The organism is Arenimonas daejeonensis, assembly GCF_007993735.1.
Taxonomy (GTDB): Bacteria; Pseudomonadota; Gammaproteobacteria; order Xanthomonadales; family Xanthomonadaceae; genus Arenimonas; species Arenimonas daejeonensis.
In genome coordinates this window covers 584,561-602,972 of sequence record NZ_CP042453.1, presented here as the reverse complement: position 1 = coordinate 602,972, position 18,412 = coordinate 584,561, and the positions used below count along the sequence as shown (strand labels likewise).

Below are 18,412 nucleotides of genomic sequence, written 5' to 3'. Positions count from 1 at the left end.
CAGGAACCGTGCCAAGTCCTGGAATCAACAAAAATCAATGGCTTGCGTCAGGCGCGGATCTGTCCGCAGGCGTCCGCGCCGCGGACCGGACACCCGCGCCGGACAGCTCCGGGCTCCACCCTCTAAAAGGAAACGGGGCCGGGAAACCCCAGCCCCGCGCCATGACCGGCGTGATATCCCGCCGTGACGGTTCAATCGTCGCCGTCGTGCTTTTCCGAGCGCCCTTCCTGGCGTGAGTCCTGCTTGATATCGCGCTTTTCCTGGCGGCATTCGATGCGGTTGCCGCCGGCGTCCTTGCATTCCTCTTTCGCGTCGCGCCCAGCCTCGCGCCCGTCCTGCTTGATGTCGCGCTTTTCACCGCGGTCATCGCGGCGGTCATCGCGGCGCTCCATGCCCCGGGTCTGCGCGGACGCAGGCTCGGGCCAGGCCATCACACCTGCCGTGATCAGCACGGCCAGGGCTCCAAACCGAAATCCCGTGACATGACTCATCGTGACGCACTCCTTTTGTTGTGCCCCTGAAATCCCGGTACACACCTGAGCCGTCCCACGATTTCACAAGGGTATATGGCAGTCAAATGGACGTTCGCCCAATACGACGCCGCCCGCCGGGAAAGCCGTACGGCTGCGTCCGGAGCCGCCCGCCGGGACGCCAGCGCGAAACTGCCCGTGATCATGGCCTCCGGCCTAGTGTGTGCCCCGCCAAGGCAGGCTAGGATTCGGGTCCCCGGTATATCCGGCCGTCACTGCAAGGTACCCGAATGACCCAGAACCGCCGTCCGCGCGTCCGCGCGCTTGCCCTGGCCCTCGGCCTCGCCGTCGCCAGCTTCTCGCCGCTGCACTCGCCGGACGCGCTGGCCCGGGAACAGGCCGCCGCGGCCCTGCCCGCCGATATCGCCTTCGAAGAATTCACCCTGCCCAATGGCTTGCGCGTGATCGTGCACACCGACCGCAAGGCGCCGATCGTCGCGGTGAATATCTGGTACCACGTCGGCGCGAAGAACGAGGTGCCCGGCCGCACCGGTTTCGCGCACCTGTTCGAACACCTGATGTTCCAGAGCAGCGAAAACCACCAGGGTGAATTCTTCACCCCGTTCGAACTGGTCGGCGCCACCGACCAGAACGGCACCACCAATTCCGACCGCACCAACTACTTCCAGAACGTGCCCACCACCGCGCTGGACATGGCGCTGTGGATGGAGTCCGACCGCATGGGCCACTTCCTCGGCGCCGTCACCTGGACGTGCTGGACGAGCAGCGCGGCGTGGTGCAGAACGAAAAGCGCCAGGGCGAGAACCAGCCCTACGGCCAGGTGTTCGAGCGCCTGCTCAAGGCCAGCTATCCCAAGGGCCATCCCTACAGCTGGATGACCATCGGCTCGATGAGCGACCTCAACGCCGCCTCGCTCGAGGACGTGCAGCGTTTCTTCAAGACCTGGTACGGCCCCAACAATGCCGTGCTGGTGCTGGCCGGCGACATCGACGTCGCCACCGCGAAGCAGAAGGTCGCGAAATATTTCGGCGACATCCCGGCCGGCCCGAGCATGGCCCAGCCCAAGGTCGACCCGGCGCCGCGCACCGCCTCCACCCGCGAGGTGATGACCGACAACGTGCCGCAGGCGCGCGTGTACCGCGTCTGGAACGCCGCCGAATACGGCCAGGCCGACGTCGAGCGCCTGCAGCTGCTGTCGCAGGTGCTGGGCGGTTCCAGGAGCTCGCGCCTGGACAAGCGCCTGGTGTTCCAGGACAAGCTGGCCGACAGCGTTTCCGCCGGTGCCTGGCCGAACCAGCTGGGCGGCCTGTTCTTCGTGCAGGTGGACGTGAAGCAGGGCGTGGACGTGGCCAAGGTCGAAGCCGCGCTCGATGAAGAGATGGCGAAGCTGCTGGCCGACGGTCCCAGCAAGGCCGAACTCGAGCAGGCGCGCACCGTGTTCACCGCCGGCTTCGTGCGCGGCATCGAGCGCATCGGCGGTTTCGGCGGCAAGGCCGACGCCCTGGCCGAGTGCGCCGTGTTCGCCAAGGACCCGGGCTGCTTCCGCGACGGCCTGCGCACGATCGAAACCGCCACCGCCGCCGACCTGATCGCCGCCGGCAACCGCTGGCTGGCCAAGGGCGACCACACCCCGGTGGTGACGCCGGGCGAGCGCGTGGCCACGGTGGAGGAAGAAAGCAAGACGCATCCGGACATGGCGCCGGTGCCGGCCGCCGACCCGAAGTACACCACGCTCGAGTCCGACGTGGACCGCAGCCAGGGCGTGCCGGTGACCACGGAATTCCCGGCGTTGAAGTTCCCGGCGCTGCAGCGCGCCACGCTGTCGAACGGCGTGCAGGTGATCCTGGCCGAACGCCACGACATTCCGGTGGTGCGCCTGAGCCTGGAGCTGCCGGCCGGTTACGTGGCCGACGTCGGCCGCAAGCTCGGCACCGCCAGCTTCACCCTGGGCATGCTCGACGAAGGCGCCGGCAACTACGACGCCCTGGCCTTCGGCGACCGCGCCGAAGCGCTGGGCGCGCAGCTCGGCGCCGGTGCCTCGCTCGACGGGGGCAACGCCTACCTGTCGGCGCTGAAGCAGAACCCGGAGCCGTCGGTGCAGCTGTTCGCGACCATGCTGCGCGAGCCGCGTTTCGACGAAAAGGAAATCGAGCGCGTGCGCCAGACCTGGATCGCCGGCATCAAGCAGGAGAAGGCGCGCCCGAATTCGGCCGCGCTGCGCCTGCTGCCGCCGCTGCTCTACAACGAAGGCCACCCGTACGCGATCCCGTTCAGCGGCAGCGGCGACGAAGCCTCGATCCAGTCGCTGACGCGCGCCGACCTGCAGGCGTTCCATCGCGAGTGGGTGCGGCCCGAGGGCGCGACCCTGATCGTGGTCGGCGATACCACGCTGGCCGAAATCACGCCGGTGCTCGAGAAGCACCTGGGCAGCTGGAAGGGTGCCGGCCCGGCGCCGAAGCCGGTGGTGGTGCCGTCGGTGGCCCTGCCGGCCAAGCCGCGCGTGTTCCTGGTGGACCAGCCGGGTGCGATCCAGGCCAATGTCTTCGTCGGCCAGGTCGTGCCTTCGACCATGGACCCGAAGGCCACCGAGTTCGAGATCGCCAACTCGGTGCTGGGCGGCGAGTTCAGCTCGCGCCTGAACATGAACCTGCGCGAAGACAAACACTGGGCCTACGGTTCCTACAGCTGGGTGTCCGGTGCCAAGGGCCAGCGCCCGTGGATGGCGTTCGCGGCGGTGCAGATCGACAAGACCACCGAGTCGATCGCCGAACTGCAGCGCGAGATCAGCGAGTACGCCAGCGGCAAGGTGCCGGCCAAGGCCGAGGAAGTGGCCAAGATCCAGGCCACCGAGATCCGCAGCCTGCCCGGTTCGTACGAAACCGCCGGCGCGGTGATGGGCGCGATCGGCGGCATCGTGCGCTACCAGCGCCCGGACGATTACGTGGTGCAGCGCCGCGCCAAGGTTGAAGCGCTGACGCCCGAAGAGGTCAACGCCGCCGCCCGCACCCTGCAGCCGCAGGCGCTGACCTGGGTGGTGGTGGGCGACCTGTCCAAGATCGAGGCCGGTGTGCGTGCGCTGGATCTCGGCGAGGTGCAGGTGGTGGACGCGGATGGGAAGCCGGTGGCGGCGAAGTAACCTGCTCCGCGTACACCCCCCCCCAGCCCTCCCCTGCAAGCAGGGGAGGGAGTCCGTCTTTCGCAAGGGCCCACATTTCTCCTCCCCCTGCTTGCAGGGGGAGGCCGGGAGGGGTGGAACTTCGAAGCGCGAACGCGTCATTGCCGGTTCAGTGCGGGCGGGGCGACAATCCCGCCCGTACTCTTTGGAGAGACCTTCATGCGAACGCTTGCACTGGCTTTGCTTCTTGTTCCCGTCGTCTCCGCCTGTACGTGGGTCAAGATGGCCCCGGGTGGCGCCGAGGTGCGGGTGGCGCGCGCCGGCCAGGACCTGGGCGCCTGCGAGAAGCGCGGCGAAGTGTCGGTATCGGTCAAGAACCGCCTGGGGCCCTATGAGCGCAACAACATCCGGGTGCGCGACGAGCTGGAGACCCTGGCCCGCAACGAGGCCCCCGGCCTGCAGGCCGACACCGTGATGCCCAAGGGCGAGCCGGAAGACGGCGAGCAGCGTTTCCTGGCTTTCCGCTGCGGCAGCGCCCGCATCGGCACGGCGCCGGCTGGCACGCCGGCCGCCGAAACCGAGGGCACGGTGAACCCGGTCCAGGACTGAGTTTCCGGTCACGGTCTTCACGCCGCCGGCCCCCGAAGTGGAGCCGGGGGCCTGAAAAGGGTAATCTTCGCGGGTTTCCCCGAAGGCGACCCTGCCCATGCTGTTCCAGCACGTTTCCATTGCCGGCCTCGCGCACATCGATGCGCCCAACCGCCTGAGCTCGGCCGATATCAATGCCCAGCTCCAGCCCACGATGGACCGCCTCGGCATCAAGACCGACGTCCTGCAGGACATCGCCGGCATCTATGCCCGCCGCCTCTGGGGTGACGAGGTCGAGGCGTCCGACGCCGCGACCCTGGCCGCCGAGAAGGCGATCGCCGACGCCGGCATCGACCGCGCGAAGATCGGCCTGCTGGTGAACACCTCGGTCAGCCGCGACTTCCTGGAGCCGTCCACCGCCTCCATCGTCTCGGGCAACCTGGGCCTGGGCGAGAACTGCCAGAACTTCGACGTCGCCAACGCCTGCCTGGCCTTCCTCAACGGCATGGACATCGCCAGCCGCATGATCGAACGCGGCGAGATCGACTACGCCCTGGTCGTGGACGGCGAAACCGCCAACCTCGCCTACAAGAAGACGCTCGAGCGCCTGAGTGCCCCGGACGTGACCGAAGAACAGTTCCGCAACGAACTGGCCACGCTCACCCTCGGCTGCGGCGCCGCCGCGATGGTGCTCTCGCGCACCGAACTGACCCCGGACGCGCCCAGATACCGCGGCGGCGTCACCAAGGCCGCCACGCAGTGGAACACCCTGTGCCGCGGCAACCTCGACCGCATGGTCACCGACACCCGCATGCTGCTGATCGAAGGCCTGAAGCTGGCCACCGCCACCTTCGGCGCCGCCCGCCAGGCGCTGGGCTGGGTGGTGGACGAGCTGGACGAATTCGTCATCCACCAGGTCAGCCAGGTGCACACCCAGGCCTTCATCAAGGCCTTCGGCATCGACCCGAAGAAGGTGCTGACCATCTTCAACGAGCACGGCAACATCGGCCCGGCCTCGGTGCCGATCGTGCTGAGCAAGCTCAAGGAAATGGGCCGCCTGAAGAAGGGCGACCGCGTCGCCCTGCTGGGCATCGGCTCGGGCCTGAACTGCTCGATGGCCGAAGTCGTCTGGTAAAGCAGCACTTCTCCCTCTCCCCTTGCGGGAGAGGGCCGCGGAGAGGGGAATCACTCTCGCCGCCAAGCCCGCCCTCCGGCGGGCTTTTTATTGGCCTCGCCGTCGTGTCGCGTAGAATCCCGCCCCTATGACCGACACCGCCCTGACCCCCGAACAGTCCCGGATCCTGGCCAAGGGCCCGTTCCCGGACTATCCCTGGACGCCGAAGACCTTCCTGCACCCGAACGGGCTGCAGCAGTCCTACCTGGACGAAGGCGAGGGCGACCCGGTGGTGATGCTGCACGGCAACCCGTCCTGGTCCTACTACTGGCGCCACCTATGGTGCGCGGCCTGCAGGACGATTACCGCTGCATCGTGCCCGACCACATCGGCATGGGCCTGTCGGACAAACCCGCCGACGCCGACTACGGCTACACGCTGCGCAACCGTGTGCAGGACCTGGACCGGCTGCTCGATTCGCTCAACCTCGGCAATGACATCACCCTCGCCGTGCACGACTGGGGCGGCATGATCGGCTTCGGCTGGGCGCTCAAACACGCCGCGCGCGTGAAGCGCCTGGTCATCCTCAACACCGCCGCTTTCCCGCTGCCGGCCGCCAAGGCGCTGCCCTGGCAGTTGAACCTGGGCCGCAACTGGGCGCTGGGCGAATGGCTGATCCGCGGCGCCAACGCCTTCGCGGCGGGTGCGGCGCGCGACGGCGTGGTGCGTCCGCTGTCGCCGGAAGTGAAGGCCGCGCTGCTGGCGCCCTACGACAGCTGGGCCAACCGCATTTCCACCGTGCGCTTCGTGCAGGACATCCCGCTGGGCCCGGGCGACCGCGCCTGGGACCTGGTCGAGGACGCGGGCCGCCGCCTGGCGTCCTTCGCGGACCGCCCGGCCTTCCTCGGCTGGGGCCTGAAGGACTTCGTGTTCGACGACCATTTCCTGAAGGGTTTCGAGCGGGCGCTGCCGCGCGCCGAGAAGCAGATCTACGAAGACGCCGGCCACTACGTGCTGGAAGACAAGCACGAAGTGCTGGTGCCGCGGATCCGGGATTTCCTCGACCGCAACCTGCTCTAGCCCATCTCCTCCCCCTGCAGGCAGGGGAGGGAGCCAATCCAGCCGTGATGCCCGACGCCTGCAACATCGCCGCTGCTGTTCCGCGCCTCGCCGCCGAGGCGCCGGAACGCATCGCCATGCGTTGCCCGGGGTCGCGCGGTGCCGGCGGAATGGCGCGCTATGACCTGACGCTGACATACGCCGAACTCGACCGACGCTCCGATGCCATTGCCGCCGGCCTGGCGAAACACGGCCTGCACCGCGGCCAGCGCGCGGTGGTGATGGTGCGGCCCTCGCCCGAGTTCTTCCTGCTGATGTTCGCCCTGTTCAAGGCCGGCGTGGTGCCGGTGCTGGTGGACCCGGGCATCGACAAACGTGCGCTCAAGCAGTGTCTGGACGAGGCGCAACCGCAGGCCTTCATCGGCATTCCGCTGGCGCATGCCGCGCGGCTGCTGCTGGGCTGGGCGCGCGGCGCGAAGCAGGTCGTCACCGTGGGCCGGCGCTGGTTCTGGGGAGGTCCGACGCTGGCGGCGGTGGAAGCCGAAGGCGCGAATGCCGGGCCGCAGCTGGCCGCCACCGCACCCGACGACGTGGCCGCGATCCTGTTCACCTCCGGCTCCACCGGCGTGCCCAAGGGCGTGGTGTACCGGCACCGGCATTTTGTCGCGCAGGTGCAGATGCTGCGCGACGCCTTCGGCATCGAGGCGGGTGGCGTGGACCTGCCGACCTTTCCGCCGTTCGCGCTGTTCGACCCGGCGCTGGGCGTGAGTTCGATCATCCCCGACATGGACCCGACCCGACCCGCGAAGGCCGAACCGCGCAGGCTGCACGACGCCATCCGGCGTTTCGGCGTGGACCAGCTGTTCGGCTCGCCGGCGCTGATGCGCGTGCTGGCCGAACACGGCGAAGCGCTGCCGACCCTGCGCCGCGTGACCTCGGCCGGCGCCCCGGTGCCGGCCGACGTGGTGGCGAAGATGCGCACGCTGCTGCCCGCGCAGGCGCAGTTCTGGACCCCTACGGCGCCACCGAATGCCTGCCCGTGGCGGTGATCGAAGGTGCCGAACTGCAGGCCACGCGCGAAGCGACCGAGCAGGGTTCAGGCACCTGCGTCGGCCGCCCGGTGGCGCCGAACGAGGTGCGCATCATCGCCATCACCGATGAAGCGATTCCCGAGTGGTCGCAGGCCCAGGTGCTGGGCGCGGAAGCCATCGGCGAGATCACCGTCGCCGGCCCCACCGCCACCGACGAATATTTCAATCGCCCGCAGGCGACCGCGCTGGCGAAGATCCGCGAAACCCTGCCCGACGGCAGCACGCGCATCGTGCATCGCATGGGTGACCTTGGCCGTTTCGACGCGCAGGGGCGGCTGTGGTTCTGCGGCCGCAAGTCGCATCGCGTGCGCACCGAGCTCGGTGGCCTGTACACCGAACAGGTGGAACCGGTGTTCAACGTGCATCCCGAAGTGGCGCGCACGGCCCTGGTCGGCATCGGCGAACCCGGGCGGCAGCGGCCGGTGCTGTGCGTGGAGATGGCGCCGCACCTGCCGATGTACGAACACGAGCGGGTGCTGGCGGAACTGCGCCGGCTCGGCATGGGCTTCGTGCACACCGCGCGCATCCAGGATTTCCTGATCCACCCGGGCTTCCCGGTGGACATCCGCCACAACGCCAAGATCGGCCGCGAGCAGCTGGCGGTCTGGGCGGCGAAGGAGCTGCGAAATCGATGAAGGTGTTGGTGACCGGCGGTGCGGGATTCCTGGGCCAGGCGCTGTGCAGGGCGCTGCTGGCCGAAGGCCATGCCGTGACCAGCTTCCAGCGCAGCCATTCGCCCGCGCTCGAGGCGATGGGCGTGCGCCAGCTGCGCGGCGACCTGGCCGATGCCGGTGCCGTGCACACGGCGTTCGAAGGCCAGGACGCGATCTTCCACAACGCCGCCAAGGCCGGCGCCTGGGGCAGCCACGAAAGTTATTTCAGCGCCAACGTCACCGGCACCCGCAACGTGCTGGCGGCGATGCGCGCGCACGGCATCGGCCGGCTGGTCTACACCTCGACGCCCAGCGTCACCCACAGCGGCCGCACACCGGTCGAAGGCGGCAACGAAACCAACACGCCCTACGGCCATGGTTTCAAGGCGCCCTACCCGGCCACCAAGTTGATCGCGGAGGAAGAAGTGCTGGCGGCCAACGACGCCATGCTCGCCACCGTCGCCTTGCGCCCGCGCCTGATCTGGGGTCCGGGCGACACCCAGCTGCTGCCGCGCCTGGTCGAACGCGCCCTGGCCGGCCGCCTGCGTTTCGTCGGCGGCGGCCACAACCGCATGGACACCACCTACATCGACAATGCCGCACAGGCGCATGTGGACGCGTTCAAGGCGCTGGCGCCCGGTGCGGCCTGCGCCGGCAAGGCCTATTTCATTTCCAACGGCGAACCGCGCGAAGTGCGCCGGATCGTCAACGACATGCTCGGTGCCGCGGGCGTGGCACCGGTGACAGGCAGCGTGCCGTACCCGATCGCCTACGGCGCCGGTGCCCTGCTCGAAGGCGTGTGGGCGGTGTTCCGGCTTTCGGGCGAACCACCGATGACGCGTTTCCTCGCCGAGCAGCTTTCGACGCCCCATTGGTACGACATCTCCGCCGCGCAGCGCGATTTCGGCTACCTGCCGCGTGTGTCCACCGCCGAGGGCCTGCAGCGACTGGCGGCGTGGTGGCGTGATCGCGGGTGACGTCGCGCGCCTTGCGCGGCGCGTGAAGCGGTGTTCACGGCGATGAATCCCCGAGTAACGCGGACTGAACCTGCCTGCAGGGGTTCAGGTTCAGGGGCTAGGGTCTGTGCGTCCCACGAGGGGCAAAAAACAAGGAGAGCAAACATGCTCCATTACGCGCTGATCTTTCTCGTCGTGGCCATCATCGCCGCCGTGCTGGGTTTCGGCAGCCTGGCCGGCCTGGCCGCCACCATCGCCAAGGTGCTGTTCGTCGTTTTCCTGATCCTGGCGATCGTTTCCTTCCTCAAGCGGGCCGCCTAGGCCCCGGGGCCGCGCCGTAAGCCCGCGTCGGCCCGCTAGAATGGCGGCATGACGGACCGTGCCGCTTCCCCTTCGACGCCCTCAAGCCCCTGGCCGGCCGTGCGCTGGAACAGGCCTTGAACCGGATCGTCGCGCTGGACCCGGACACCGCCGGGGCGCTGGAGCGCCTCGGCGGCCGGCGCATCGGCCTGGCCCTGGAGGCCCCGCCGGTCGCGCTCGATATCACCGTGGACGCCGGCCGCCTGAGGGTCGGCCCGCCGAAGGACGAACCCGACCTCGGCATCCGCGCGACGCTGTCCGGCGTGCTTTCGCAGCTGCCTTTCCTGCGCCAGGACGGCGCGCCGCCGGTCGGCAAGGTCCGCATCAACGGCGACGCCGAACTCGCGCGCACGCTGCAGCACCTGGCGCAGCGCTTCGATCCCGACTGGGAAAAACCCTTCGCCGAAGTGTTCGGCCCGGTGCTGGGCCCGCAGATCGGCCGCGGCCTGCGCGAGGCGCTGAAGGCCGGTGCCGGTTTCGCCAAGGGTTTCAGCCGCGACGCCGTCGACTACCTCACCGAAGAATCGCGCGACCTGGTCGGCAAGGCCGAACTGTCCGCTTTCCACGATGACGTGGACACGCTGCGCGACCGCGCCGAACGGCTGGCCGCGCGCCTGGCCCGGCTCGATCCGGAGCGTGGCGCATGAGTGCCGCCGGCCTGGTGCGCGGCGGTTCGCGCGGCCTGAAGTCCACCCTGCGCGCCGTCGGCATCGCCCGCGTGCTGCTGCGGCACCGGCTCGACGAACTGCTCGAAAGCACCGTGTTCGGCCGCTGGCTCTGGCTGCTGCGGCCGATCACGCCCGCGCACGACGGCGAAACCGGCCTTCCGCGCGGCCAGCGCCTGCGCCTGGCGCTGCAGGAGCTGGGCCCGATCTTCGTCAAGTTCGGCCAGGTGCTGTCCACGCGCCGCGACCTGCTGCCGCCGGACATCGCTGAAGAGCTCACATTGCTGCAGGACCGGGTGGCGCCGTTTCCGGGCGAGCAGGCGCAGACGCTGATCGAAGCGGCGCTCGGCAAGCCGATCGCTGCGGTGTACACGGAGTTCGACCTAACGCCCCTGGCCTCGGCCTCGATCGCCCAGGTGCATGCGGCGCGCCTGCACGACGGCCGCGAAGTGGTGGTCAAGGTGCTGCGCCCCGGCATCCGCCGGCAGATCCGGGCCGATGTCGAATTGCTGCGCACCCTGGCCTCGCTGGCCGACCGCCACCACCCCGCCGCCGACAAGATCCGCCCGCAGGAAGTGGTGTCGGAGATCGAGGCGACGCTGCACGCCGAACTCGACCTGCAGCGCGAAGGCGCCAACGCCAGCCTGATGCGCCGCACCTGGCTGGGCAGCGACGAGCTGTACGTGCCCGAAGTGTTCTGGGACTACAGCACCGAAACCGTGCTGACCATGGAGCGCGTGCGTGGCATCCCGTCCGACGACATCGCCGCGCTGGACGCCGCCGGCATCGACCGCAAGCTGCTGGCCGCGCGTGGCGTGCGCGTGTTCTACACCCAGGTCTTCCGCGACAATTTCTTCCACGCCGACGCCCACGCCGGCAACATCTGGGTGGACGCCACCCGCCCGGACAATCCGCGTTTCATCGCCATAGATTTCGGCATCGTCGGCCAGCTCGACCGCCGCGACCAGTACTACCTGGCCGAGAACTTCATGGCGATCTTCCAGCGCGACTACCGCCGCATCGCCGAGCTGCACATCGAGGCCGGCTGGATGCCCGGCCACATCCGCATCGACGAACTCGAGGCCGCCACGCGCGCCGTCTGTGAACCCTATTTCACCCGCCCGCTGAGCGAGATCTCGCTGGGCGAGGTGCTGGTGAAGCTGTTCAAGACTGCGCAGCGTTACGAGCTGACGCTGCAGCCGCAGTTGATCCTGCTGCAGAAGACGCTGCTCAACATCGAAGGCGTCGGCCGCCTGCTCGACCCGAAGCTCGACATCTGGGCCGAGGCGCGACCGGTGCTGGAGAAGATCCTGCGCGAACGCTACAGCCCGCAGACGCTGGGATCCGAATTCCGCAAGCGCCTGCCCGAGCTGATCACGCACGCGCCGGACATGCCGCGCCTGCTGCACGACTTCCTGGCCCTGCAGGTGCGTGGCCAGCACACGCTGAACATGCGCAGCGAAGACCTGGCGGAGCTCGCCCGCATCTCGAAGGCGGGCCAGCGCCAGACCGTGTACGCGATCCTGGGCACCGGCCTGATGGTGGTCGCTGCAGTGCTCGTCGGCCTCGATGCCGGCGGCCCGCGCCTGCTCGGCATCCCCGCCGCCGCGGGCATCGCCGGCCTCGGCGCCTTCGGCGCCTTCCTCGCCGCCTGGCCCCGCCGCTGACCGCGGCGATGCACGAACCGCCAGTGGACGAAATCGCGCTACGCGCCCTGGACGTCCTGTACGCCGACGACCAGCTGGCCGTCGTCAACAAACCCGCCGGCCTGATGGTGCATGACAGTGCGCTGGCGCGCGGCGAGACCGATTTCGCCGCCGACCGCCTGCGCGAACAGTTCGGAAAACCCATCTTCCTCGTGCACCGCCTCGACCGTGCGACCAGCGGCTGCCTGCTGCTGGCCTTCGACCGCGAGTGCGTCGGCGCTGGGCAAGCGCCTGATGGAACGCGAGTTCGAGAAGGACTACCTGGCGGTCTGCCGTGGCTGGCCGGCGCCGCCGGAAGGGCTGATCGACCACGCGCTGGACGGCGGCCCCGGCAAGCCGCAGAAAAAACCGGCGCAGACCCGCTACCGCACGCTGGCCACGGCCGAAGTCGACTGGCCCAGCGCCCAGCACCCCAGCTCGCGTTACGCACTGCTGTGCTGCACGCCGCTGACCGGCCGCTTCCGGCAGATCCGCCGCCACCTCAAGCACCTGCACCATCACCTGATCGGTGATTCCAGCCATGGCGACGGCCGGCACAGCCAGGCGTTCCGCATGCGCGGCGTGCACCGCATGCTGCTGCATGCGCGGCGCCTGTCCTTCCCGCACCCGCTGGACGGACGCCGCATCACCGTGGTGGCGCCGCTGGACGAAGGTTTCGCGCGTGCCCTGGCCCTGCTGGACCTGGCGCCCCCGACCAGGCATGACCAGGGGGCCTGACGACACGGCATGACTTGCGACCGATGCCGTCGCCATGGCATCCCTCCATAGTCGCTGCGTCGCATCGCAGCGCACGACACACGCGCCCCGCCCACGCAGACCCGACCCAGAGGTTGTCCCCATGCGTCCAGTTCTCGCCCCGTTGCTGATCGCCCTCGTCCTGCCGCTGCCCCCGCTCGTTGCGGCACAGGAAGGCAGCCCGCCGCCGTCGCTGAACAAGACCGACCGGGAAATCATGAGTTCGGAAGCCTTCCTCGGTGCGCACCCGGACCTCAAACACCGCCTGGCGGGCCTGGATGCCTACAGCCGCGGTGAATTCGAGACGGCGCGGAAGGAATTCCTGCGCGCGGCGCGATACGCCGACAAACCGTCGCAGGGCCTGCTGGGCGAGATGCACTGGAAGGGCCAGGGTGCCGCCGCCGACCGTGCGCTGGCCTACGCCTGGATGGACATCGCGGCCGAGCGCGCCTATCCGATGCTGCTCATCAAGCGCGAGGAGTACTGGGCCGCGATGACGCCGGAAGAGCGCGACCGCGCCATCGTGGTCGGCCGTGACCTGTTGGACGAATACGGCGACGCCGCCGCCAAGCCGCGCCTGGAGAAGCGACTGAAGCAGGCGCGCCGCGAGACCACCGGCAGCCGGGTCGGTTCGGTTGGCAACCTGCAGATCCAGATCCCGACCGCCAATGGCTGGCGCACGGTGCGCGGCGAGGAGTACTACGCCGAGACGTTCTGGAAACCCGAGCAGTACTGGCAGTGGCAGGACTTCGACTGGAAGCACCCGGGCCAGGGCACCGTAGAGGTGGGCGACGTGATGACCGGCCGGGACGTGCCGCCGCCGGATGCCGACGACTGAACGGATGACCACCGCGCCCGGCCGGACAGGCCGGGCCGGCCGGGCGATAATGGCGGCCCACCCCGCAGTTGGACGCTGTTTTGGCCAAGCTTTATTTCTACTACTCGGCGATGAACGCCGGTAAGACCACCACCCTGCTGCAGAGCGCGCACAACTACCACGAGCGCGGCATGCGCACGCTCATCCTCACGCCGCGGCTGGACGACCGCTACGGCGAGGGCGTGGTGGCCTCGCGCATCGGCCTGAAGGCGCGCGGCCGCATTTTCGGTCGCGAAGAAGACCTGCAGGCGCTGGTGGCTGCCGACATCGCCGCGCACGGCCCGCTGCACTGCGTGCTGGTCGACGAGGCGCAGTTCCTGGGCAAGTCCCAGGTCTGGCAGCTCACCGAGATCGTCGACCGGCTGAACGTGCCGGCGCTGGCTTACGGGCTGCGCACCGATTTCCGCGGCGAGCTGTTCGAGGGCAGCCAGTACCTGCTGGCCTGGGCCGACAACCTGGTCGAGATCAAGACCATCTGCCACACCGGCCGCAAGGCGACGATGGTGGTGCGCGTGGACGAACACGGGCGTGCGATCACCGATGGCCCCCAGGTCGAGATCGGCGGCAATGACCGCTATGTGTCGGTGAGCCGCGGCGAGTTCAAGAAAGTGATGGCGGGCGAGGGCTGCATTGATCTGCAGCAGCCGCGCCTGCCGCTGGGCGGCGACGACTAGGTACGGCCGCAGGCGGCGGAAAGCCGGGCGATGTCGTCGAGCAGGCGTTTGCGTTCGGGTTGCCGGCTGCCGGCTTCTTCCAGCGCGCGGTCGCGCTGCAGGCGTCCGTCGGCGCCCTGGCCGCGCCGGCACTCCAGCCCGGCCTGCAGCGCTTCGAAACGCAAGGCCCAGACCTGGGCTTCAGGCGTGCGTCCGTCGCTCAGCCGCGCCCGCATCGCCGCGGCCACCGCGCCGGCACCGGGGTAGTCGCCTTCCGCCATCGCGATGCGTGCGCGCATCAGCACCACCGGTGCGAACGCCAGCGACGTGACCGGGTCTTGGCCGTCTTCCAGCAGCCGCTGTTCGGCCGAGTTCATCAGCGCCTGCGCGGCGTCGGCATGGCCGCGACCGAGCGCGACGTCGGCCAGCAGGCCGTCGGCGCGTGCCGCCAGGGCCGGTCCCGGCGCCATCTGCTGGCACTCGCGCGCCAGCAGTTCCGCGCTGTCGGGTTGCGCCAGCGCCAATCGGGTTTCCGCCAGGTCGCAGAGCACCGACGCGTGCGCGCCGAGTTCGTTGCTGCGCCGGCGCAGCTGCAGGCTGCGCTGGAAGGCGTCCTGGGCCTGCGGCGTGCGGCCCTGCTCCCAGGCCAGCCGGCCCAGCTGGTGCCAGGACGCGGCGACTTCCGGATGTTCGGGGCCGAAACGGGCCAGCAGCCGCTCGTGCGCCAGGCGCAGCAGGCGTTCGGCCTCCTCGAGCTTGCCGGCTTCGATCAGCACGCGGCCCAGCGGCCGCTGCACGGCGGTGCTGGCCGGGTGGTTGGGACCGAACCGGTTCAAGGCGATCTCGAGCGCCTGCCGGTACGAGGCCTCGCTTTCCATGCGGTCGCCGATGGCGCGGTACAGGCCGCCCAGGTCGCGCCAGATCTCCACGCCCAATGCGTTGCGATCGCCGCCACTCTCGCGCAGCAGGCCCAGCGCGCCGCGTATGGCGGTGATCGCCTCTTCGTAACGCGCCTCGTCGGCCAGCAGGCCCGCCAGGTCGGCCTGGCTTTCGGCCTGCAGCGGCTTGGACTCGTTCAGGCCGCTGCGCAGCGCCAGCGCCTGGCCGAACAGGTCGCGCGCCACGTCCAGCCCGCCCAGGCTGCGATGGCAGCGGCCGAGCTGGGACAGGAATTCGGATACCGCGCGCGGATGCCGCGGCGCCTGCAGTTGGCTTACCGGCAGCCAGGGTTTGAGCGTGCGTACGCAGACCTCGGGCTGGCCGAGTGCGCGCAGGCTGCGGCCGCGCAGTGCCGCCGCCTCGATGCCCAGCCGGGCCGGTGCTTCGCCGCTCAATGCGGTCAGCACCTGCGACTGCCGGTCCAGCAGTTCCAGCGCCTGGCGGTCGTCGCCCAGGCCCTGGCGCAGGCGCGCCACCAGGCCCAGCAGTTCGGCGCGGGTCTGCGGTTGGCCGATCAGTTCGGTGTCGGCGCGGCGCACGCCGGAATCCAGCAGCGTGCGCACGTCCAGTCCGCCGTTGCCGGCCTGTTCGGTGTTCTCGAACAGCGCCACCACGAAGTCCTGCATCGCCTGCGCGCGCTGCGCCTCGGCGATCGCCTTGCGTGCCTGCCAGGACACGAACACCAATGCCGACACCAGCAGCCCGCCGACCAGCAGGCTCATGCCCAGGCTCAGTGAATTGCGCCGGACGAACTTCTGCACGCGGTAGCCCAGGCTCTGCGGCCGCGCCAGCACCGGTTCGCCGTCGAGGTAGCGGCGCAGGTCCTGGGCCAGTGCCTCCACCGAGACGTAGCGGTTCTCCGGCAGCTTGGCCAGGGCCCGCAGCAGGATGTTGTCCAGGTCGCCGGACAATTCGCGCGCCACCCGGCGCGGCGCCAGCAGGCCCGATTCGCGCGCCACCCGCAGCGCCGCCGCCGACGGGCGCACCGGGTCGGCGTCGAGGATCGCCTCTTCCCAGGCGGCGTCCGTGGCGCGTGTCGGGTCGTAGGGTTTGCGGCCGACCAGCAGTTCGTACAGCACCACGCCGAGCGAATACACGTCGGTCATGGTGGTGATCACGCCGTTGCGCAACTGTTCGGGCGCGGCGTAGTGCAGGGTGAAGGCGCGGGTGCCGGTGCCGGTGATCTCGGTGGCGCCGACGTCGGATTCGTCCAGCAGCTTGGCGATGCCGAAGTCGAGCAGGCAGACCTCGCCGGCCGAGGTCACCAGGATGTTCGAAGGCTTGAGGTCGCGGTGCACCACCAGGTTGGCGTGCGCGTGGCTGACCGCGGCGCAGACCTGCAGGAACAGGCGCAGCCGGTCCGCCGTCGGCAACCCGAGTTTCTGCGCATAGGCGGTGATCGGTTCACCCTGCACGTAGTCCAGCGCGAGATAGGGCTGGCCGTCGCTGCTGACGCCGGCGTCGAGCAGGCGGGCGATGTGGGCGTGGCCCAGGCGCGCCAGGATCTGCCGTTCGCGGGTGAAGCGGGTGCGCAGGCCGGCGTCGCCCAGGCCCGGGCGCAGCAGCTTCAGCGCAACGCGCCGGTGGTAGAGGCCGTCGGCGCGCAGCGCCAGCCAGACCTGGCCCATGCCACCTTCGCCCAGCGGGCGTTCGAGTTTGTAGGGGCCGATCGACTGCCCGGGCTGCGGCGAGAACACCGCCGCGTCCACCACCGACTGCGACAGGAAGTCGGGGCGGTCGTCCTCCAGCGCCATCAACCGCGACAGTTCTTCGCCCAGCGACGCATCGCCCGCGGTGATCTCGGCCAGGCGGCGTGCGCGTACGGGCGGTTCGAGCTCGAGCAGTTCGTCGAGCAGCGCCGACAGCGTGGACCAGCGTTCGGTGTCCACGCGGGCGCGCCGACCTCAGCCCTGCAGGGCGGCCAGCAGGAACATGCGGGCCTTTTGCCAGTCGCGGCGCACGCTGCGTTCGGAGCGCTTGAGCAGGCCGGCGATCTCGGTTTCGGACAGGCCGGCGAAATAGCGCATCTCGACCACCTGGGCCAGGCGCGGGTCGAGGTCGTGCAGCTTGTTCAGCGCGACATCGAGGCCGAGCATGTCCTCGTCCAGGCGCATGCCGCCGCCGGCGTCCTCGGGCAGGTCGGTGACGCGGTGCAGGTCGCCGCCGCGTTTGACCGCCATGCGCTGGCGGGCGTAGTCCACCACCACCGAGCGCATGGCGCTGGCGGCGTAGGCGAAGAAGTGGGCGCGGTCCTCGAACTCGGCCTCGGCACGGCCGGCGAGCTTGAGGTAGGCCTCGTGCACCGGGGCGGTGGTGTCGAGCGTGTGGCCGTACTGCTGGCCGCCCAGCTGGCGCCGGGCCATGCCGTGCAGCTCACGGTAAAGCGTCGCCAGCACCCGGTCGAGCGCGGACTTGTCGCCGCCACGGGCAGCGCTCAACCACTGGGTGATTTCGGCAGTTTCGTTCATGGCTCCCCGGGCCCGTCTGCGCGGGCTGGGGACAATATAGCCGCATTGGAGGGCGGGCGTCGTCCGGGCTCAACGCTGGCAGCCGGGACACCAGGCGGTGGCGCGGTTGCCCATGCGGCCGTCGCGGATCCGGCGGCCGCAGGTCCGGCAGGGCTCGCCCTCGCGGCCGTAAACGAACAACTCCTGCTCGAAATAGCCCGGCGCGCCGTCCGGGCTGAGGAAATCGCGCAGGGTCGTGCCGCCGCGGGTGATGGCGTGGGCCAGGATCTGCTGCACCGCCGTCGCCAGCCGGGCATATCGCTCCCGGCTCACCGAGCCCGCGGCCCGGCCCGGGGCGATGCCGGCGCGGAACAGGCTTTCGGCGGCGTAGATGTTGCCCACCCCGACCACCACCGCCTGGTCCATCAGGAAGGCCTTCACCGGCGCCTTGCGGCCGCGGCTGCGCTCGAACAGATAGTCGCCGTCGAAATCGTCCGACAGCGGTTCGGGGCCGAGGTGTTCGAGCAGTGCGTGGATCGCGCCGGCCGGCTGCCAGAGCAGGCAACCGAACCGCCGCGGGTCGGTGAAGCGCAGCACGCGGCCCGAATCCAGGCCAGGTCGACGTGGTCGTGCGCGGCCACCGGTGTCGCCGCCGGCAGCACGCGCAGCATGCCGGACATGCCCAGTGCAGCAGCGCGCTGCCCGGCGCGGTGTCGAGCAGCAGGTATTTGGCGCGGCGGCGCACGCCCAGCACCTGCTGGCCCGGAAGTTCGCGCGCGACTTCGGGCGGGATCGGCCAGCGCAGGTCGGGCCGGCGCAGCACCACGCCGGTGATGCGGCGGCCTTCGAGGTGCGGCGCCAGGCCGCGGCGGGTGGTCTCGACTTCGGGTAGTTCGGGCATGGCGCCAGTGTCGCAGAGCCGCGGGGCAGGCCGTGAATTGCCCGGCCGCTGCGCGGGGATAG

10 protein-coding genes and 6 pseudogenes are annotated in these 18,412 nt (G+C 69.8%); 12 read left to right on the top strand and 4 right to left on the bottom strand.

Features of this window, described 5'->3' with window-relative positions:
• Positions 1-191 precede the first annotated feature (191 nt).
• Positions 192-452: a hypothetical protein gene (locus FRZ33_RS02935; protein ID WP_146907519.1), complete on the bottom strand. Its 261-nt coding sequence runs from the start codon at positions 450-452 to the stop codon at positions 192-194.
• A 308-nt stretch (positions 453-760) separates the two neighbouring features.
• Between FRZ33_RS02935 and FRZ33_RS02930 the strand changes: the two are divergent.
• The 12 genes and pseudogenes from FRZ33_RS02930 to FRZ33_RS02875 all read left to right on the top strand — a co-directional run bounded on the left by FRZ33_RS02930 (position 761) and on the right by FRZ33_RS02875 (position 14,084).
• Positions 761-3,627, top strand: a pseudogene (locus FRZ33_RS02930) (M16 family metallopeptidase).
• A 198-nt stretch (positions 3,628-3,825) separates the two neighbouring features.
• Positions 3,826-4,134 (top strand): annotated as a pseudogene (locus FRZ33_RS02925) (DUF4156 domain-containing protein); the annotation flags it as partial.
• A gap of 178 nt (positions 4,135-4,312) precedes the next feature.
• A complete protein-coding gene (locus tag FRZ33_RS02920; RefSeq protein ID WP_146907516.1) occupies positions 4,313-5,329 on the top strand; it encodes a 3-oxoacyl-ACP synthase III in 1,017 nt (338 codons plus the stop codon).
• A gap of 127 nt (positions 5,330-5,456) precedes the next feature.
• A pseudogene (locus FRZ33_RS02915) lies at positions 5,457-6,388 on the top strand (alpha/beta fold hydrolase).
• 47 nt (positions 6,389-6,435) lie between these two features.
• Positions 6,436-8,093 (top strand): annotated as a pseudogene (gene oleC / locus FRZ33_RS02910) (olefin beta-lactone synthetase).
• Complete coding sequence (gene oleD, locus FRZ33_RS02905) at positions 8,090-9,088, top strand: 2-alkyl-3-oxoalkanoate reductase (protein WP_146907514.1); 999 nt, start codon at positions 8,090-8,092, stop codon at positions 9,086-9,088. The pseudogene oleC and the gene oleD overlap by 4 nt, the downstream one beginning before the upstream one ends.
• A 144-nt stretch (positions 9,089-9,232) precedes the next feature.
• Positions 9,233-9,388, top strand: coding sequence for a DUF1328 domain-containing protein (locus FRZ33_RS02900; RefSeq protein ID WP_146907512.1), 156 nt, complete (start codon positions 9,233-9,235; stop codon positions 9,386-9,388).
• A 116-nt stretch (positions 9,389-9,504) separates the two neighbouring features.
• Positions 9,505-10,074, top strand: a complete 570-nt coding sequence (locus tag FRZ33_RS02895) for a ubiquinone biosynthesis accessory factor UbiJ (RefSeq protein WP_227978052.1) — start codon at positions 9,505-9,507, stop codon at positions 10,072-10,074.
• A 35-nt stretch (positions 10,075-10,109) separates the two neighbouring features.
• Entirely contained in the window at positions 10,110-11,759 is a 1,650-nt protein-coding gene (gene ubiB, locus FRZ33_RS02890) for a ubiquinone biosynthesis regulatory protein kinase UbiB (protein ID WP_146910555.1), read from the top strand.
• Between the two features lie 8 nt (positions 11,760-11,767).
• A pseudogene (locus FRZ33_RS02885) lies at positions 11,768-12,515 on the top strand (pseudouridine synthase).
• 121 nt (positions 12,516-12,636) lie between these two features.
• A complete protein-coding gene (locus FRZ33_RS02880; protein WP_146907509.1) occupies positions 12,637-13,371 on the top strand; it encodes a hypothetical protein in 735 nt (244 codons plus the stop codon).
• An 80-nt stretch (positions 13,372-13,451) separates the two neighbouring features.
• Entirely contained in the window at positions 13,452-14,084 is a 633-nt protein-coding gene (locus FRZ33_RS02875; RefSeq protein ID WP_146910554.1) for a thymidine kinase, read from the top strand.
• Here FRZ33_RS02875 and FRZ33_RS02870 read toward each other — a convergent pair.
• The 3 genes and pseudogenes from FRZ33_RS02870 to mutM all read right to left on the bottom strand — a co-directional run bounded on the left by FRZ33_RS02870 (position 14,081) and on the right by mutM (position 18,350).
• Complete coding sequence (locus tag FRZ33_RS02870; RefSeq protein ID WP_146907507.1) at positions 14,081-16,891, bottom strand: serine/threonine-protein kinase; 2,811 nt, start codon at positions 16,889-16,891, stop codon at positions 14,081-14,083. The two genes, FRZ33_RS02875 and FRZ33_RS02870, sit on opposite strands and share 4 nt — an antisense overlap.
• Before the next feature lie 15 nt (positions 16,892-16,906).
• Positions 16,907-17,470 carry an ECF-type sigma factor gene (locus tag FRZ33_RS02865; protein ID WP_146907505.1) on the bottom strand — a complete coding sequence of 188 codons (564 nt, stop codon included), beginning with the start codon at positions 17,468-17,470 and terminating at the stop codon, positions 16,907-16,909.
• A 69-nt stretch (positions 17,471-17,539) separates the two neighbouring features.
• Positions 17,540-18,350: pseudogene (gene mutM, locus FRZ33_RS02860) on the bottom strand (bifunctional DNA-formamidopyrimidine glycosylase/DNA-(apurinic or apyrimidinic site) lyase).
• Between the last annotated feature and the right edge of the window lie 62 nt (positions 18,351-18,412).

Excerpts from the sequence above, each read along its gene's own strand:
- FRZ33_RS02865 (WP_146907505.1), bottom strand. The coding sequence starts at position 17,470 with ATGAACGAAACTGCCGAAATCACCCAGTGGTTGAGCGCTGCCCGTGGC.
- FRZ33_RS02900 (WP_146907512.1), top strand. The coding sequence starts at position 9,233 with ATGCTCCATTACGCGCTGATCTTTCTCGTCGTGGCCATCATCGCCGCC.
- FRZ33_RS02880 (WP_146907509.1), top strand. The coding sequence starts at position 12,637 with ATGCGTCCAGTTCTCGCCCCGTTGCTGATCGCCCTCGTCCTGCCGCTG.
- FRZ33_RS02920 (WP_146907516.1), top strand. The coding sequence starts at position 4,313 with ATGCTGTTCCAGCACGTTTCCATTGCCGGCCTCGCGCACATCGATGCG.
- oleD (WP_146907514.1), top strand. The coding sequence starts at position 8,090 with ATGAAGGTGTTGGTGACCGGCGGTGCGGGATTCCTGGGCCAGGCGCTG.